Genomic DNA, 3161 nt, shown 5'->3' with positions numbered 1-3161 from the left:
GCCCGCCGTGATCGGGCCGCGCCCGCTCGCAGGCGCCGGCCACAAGGCGCCGGCCTACCCGGTCCACGCCGGCAAGGCCCCCCGTGACGGCCTGGTGCCGGTGGATTTCCTGGCGACCTCCGGCTCCCTCGTCGATCTGGCGGCCTTCGCCCGCATCGGCCCGTTCCGGGCCGACTACTTCATCGATGCGGTCGATCTCGAATGGTGCTTCCGCGCCTGGGCGCGCGGGTACAGCTGCTGGATGGCCCCGGAGGCCGGGCTCGCCCACCATGTCGGCAGCGGCACGATCCGGGGGCCCTTCGGCCTCGCCATGCCGCGCCAGCCCCTGTTCCGCATGGCGACCTACCTGCGCAACAGCGCCTACGGCCTGCGCCTGCCCCACCTGCCCGCGGGCTGGAAGCTGCGCCAGGGCCTCTACCTGCCGGTGCAGGTGCTCCTTTACTGGCGCGACGCGGGCTATCGCCCCCGCGTGCTCTCCCGCCTCCTCGCCGCCCTGCGCGACGGCCTCATGGGCCGCCTCGGACCGCCCCGGGACCTGCCGTGATCCCTGCCCTCGACGTCGTGATCGTCAACTGGAACGGCGGCGCGCTGGTCGAGGCCTGCGTCGCGAGCCTCGCGCGCGCCGCGGGGGCGCTCGACCTGCGGGTGGTGGTGGTCGACAACGCCTCGACGGACGGGTCGGCCGAGGCGCTGGAAGCGTTCGGCCCCGAAGCTCTCCCTCCCCCCTCTGCGGGGGAGGATGGCCCTTGCGTGAGCAAGGGTCGGGAGAGGGGAAGCCGGCTTCCGGAAGAGGCGAGCCCGTCGGGAGGTTCGCAGCCCTTCCTTTCAGCGTCGCTCCCCTCTCCCGACCCCCTTCGGGGGCCACCCTCCCCCGCAGAGGGGGGAGGGAGATTCGCGCTGCGGGTCATCCGCAGCACCGAAAACCTCGGCTTCGCGCGGGCCTGCAACATCGGCGCGGCGGCCGGGGACGCCGAGGCGATCCTGTTCCTCAACCCCGACACCCGGGTCGAGGGCCCGGCCCTGCTCACGGCCCGCGCGGCCCTCCTGGCCGAACCCGGCACCGGCATCGTCGGCGCCCGCCAGATCGCCGACGACGGCACGGTCGAGCGCAGCTGCGCCCGGGCGCCGACCGCCGCGAGCCTGCTGGGACAGGCGCTCGCCCTCGACCGGCTCGGCCTCGTGCCGAGCCACTTCATGACCGCGTGGGACCACGCCGAGGACCGCGCCGTCGATCAGGTGATGGGCGCCTTCCTGATGATCCGGCGCCCCCTGTTCGCGGGCCTCGGCGGCTTCGACGAGCGCTTCTTCGTCTACTACGAGGACGTCGATCTCTGCCGGCGCGCCCGCGCGGCCGGATACGCCGTCCGGCACGTGGCCGGCGCGGTGATCGGACACGCCGGCCAGGGCACGACCCGGCAGGCCCGGGCGCACCGCCTGTTCTACATCCTGCGCGCCGGGGTGCAGTACGCCGCCAAGCATCACGGCCGGGCCACGGCGCTGGCGCTGCTGGCCACCGCCTTCCTGGCCCAGGTGCCGATGCGGCTCGCGCTGGCCGCGATCCGGGGGGCGCCCGGCGAGGCCGCCGAGACCTTGCGCGGGGCCCGCCTCCTGGCGCGGGCCACCCCCGCACTCCTCGCCGGGGTCCTGCGCGGGCGCTGACGCCACCTTGTATTGCTGCGGCTCCGCCCATGCAGTACGGCCGGACCGGGCGGTTGCAACCGGGGATAGGCGAGCAGTGGAGCGCGATCGCAGGCCGGAGCTGGACAAGGTCCGGACCGGCATCACAGGATTCGACGAGATCACCTTCGGGGGCCTTCCCGCCGGGCGACCGACGCTCGTCTGCGGCGCGGCCGGCTGCGGCAAGACGCTGTTCGCCACCACCTTCCTGGTCAACGGCGCGATGCTCCACGGCGAGCCCGGCGTCTTCGTGAGCTTCGAGGAGCGCGCCGAGGACATCGCCGCCAACGTCGCCTCGCTCGGCTACGACATCGACGGGCTCGTGGCCGAGGGCCGGCTCGCGGTCGATCACGTCCGCGTCGAGCGCAGCGAGATCGAGGAGACCGGCGCCTACGACCTGGAGGGGCTGTTCATCCGCATCGGCTTCGCGGTCGATTCGATCGGCGCCAAGCGCGTGGTGCTCGACACGATCGAGACGCTGTTCGCCGCCTTCACGGACGAGACGGTGCTGCGCGCGGAACTCCGCCGCCTGTTCGGCTGGATCAAGGACCGGGGCTTGACCGCGATCATCACGGGCGAGCGCGGCGGCGGCCAGCTCACCCGCCAGGGGCTGGAGGAGTACGTCTCCGACTGCGTGGTGCTGCTCGACAACCGGGTCGAGGACCAGATCACCACGCGGCGCCTGCGCGTGGTGAAGTACCGCGGCTCGGCCCACGGCACCAACGAGTACCCGTTCCTGATCGACGCCGAGGGCATCAGCGTCCTGCCCGTCACCTCGGCGGATCTCGACTACGGCGTGACCGAGGGCGTGATCTCGTCCGGCGTCCCGGGCCTCGACGCGATGCTGGCGCCCGGCGGCTTCCACCGCGGCTCCGGCATCCTGATCTCGGGCGAGGCCGGCACCGGCAAGACCATGATCGCGTCGAGCATGATCGCGGCGGCCTGCGCCCGGGGCGAGCGCTGCATGGCCTTCGTGTTCGAGGAGAGCGGGCACCAGATCGCCCGCAACGCCCGCTCGATCGGCCTCGACCTGCAGGCCCACGTGGATTCGGGCCTGCTGCGCTTCGAGGCGGCACGGCCGAGCCTCTACGGGCTGGAGACGCACCTCGCCCGCATGCACAGGGACATCGACCTGTTCGCCCCGAGCCTCGTGGTGATCGACCCGCTCTCGGCGCTGCGCGGCCCCGCGAGCGAGCTGCAGGCCACGCTGCTGCGCATGGTCGATCTCCTGAAGAGCCGCGGCATCACGGCCGTCTTCACCAGCCTGCGCACCGAGGGCGGGTTCGACGCCCAGGACGAGTTCGGCGTCTCCTCGCTGATGGACGCCTGGGTCAAGCTCCTCAACGTCGAGGCCAACGGCGAGCGCACCCGCACGCTCTACGTCATCAAGGCCCGGGGCATGAGCCACTCGCATCAGGTGCGCGAGTTCCGGATGTCGTCGGCGGGCATCCAGCTCGTCGAGGCCTATATCGGGCCGGCGGGCG

The 3161-nt window shown here is 72.9% G+C and carries 3 protein-coding genes; all 3 read left to right on the top strand.

Translation table 11 applies throughout. The annotated features are described in order from the left end of the window. A partial coding sequence (locus tag AX737_RS29415; RefSeq protein WP_280949109.1) for a glycosyltransferase family 2 protein occupies positions 1-544 on the top strand: 544 nt, incomplete at its 5' end. Next, positions 541-1659 carry a glycosyltransferase gene (locus tag AX737_RS29410; protein WP_066927539.1) on the top strand — a complete coding sequence of 373 codons (1119 nt, stop codon included), beginning with the start codon at positions 541-543 and terminating at the stop codon, positions 1657-1659. The genes AX737_RS29415 and AX737_RS29410, both read left to right, overlap by 4 nt. A gap of 76 nt (positions 1660-1735) precedes the next feature. Next, the coding region (kaiC, locus tag AX737_RS29405) for a circadian clock protein KaiC (protein WP_066927537.1) at positions 1736-3161 on the top strand (1426 nt) is incomplete at its 3' end.

Origin of the sequence: Methylobacterium sp. CCH5-D2, from assembly GCF_001556475.1 — a bacterium.
Classification (GTDB): Bacteria; Pseudomonadota; Alphaproteobacteria; order Rhizobiales; family Beijerinckiaceae; genus Methylobacterium; species Methylobacterium hispanicum.
Note: the sequence above shows the minus strand (reverse complement) of the source record. Positions and strands in the feature narration are given on the sequence as shown.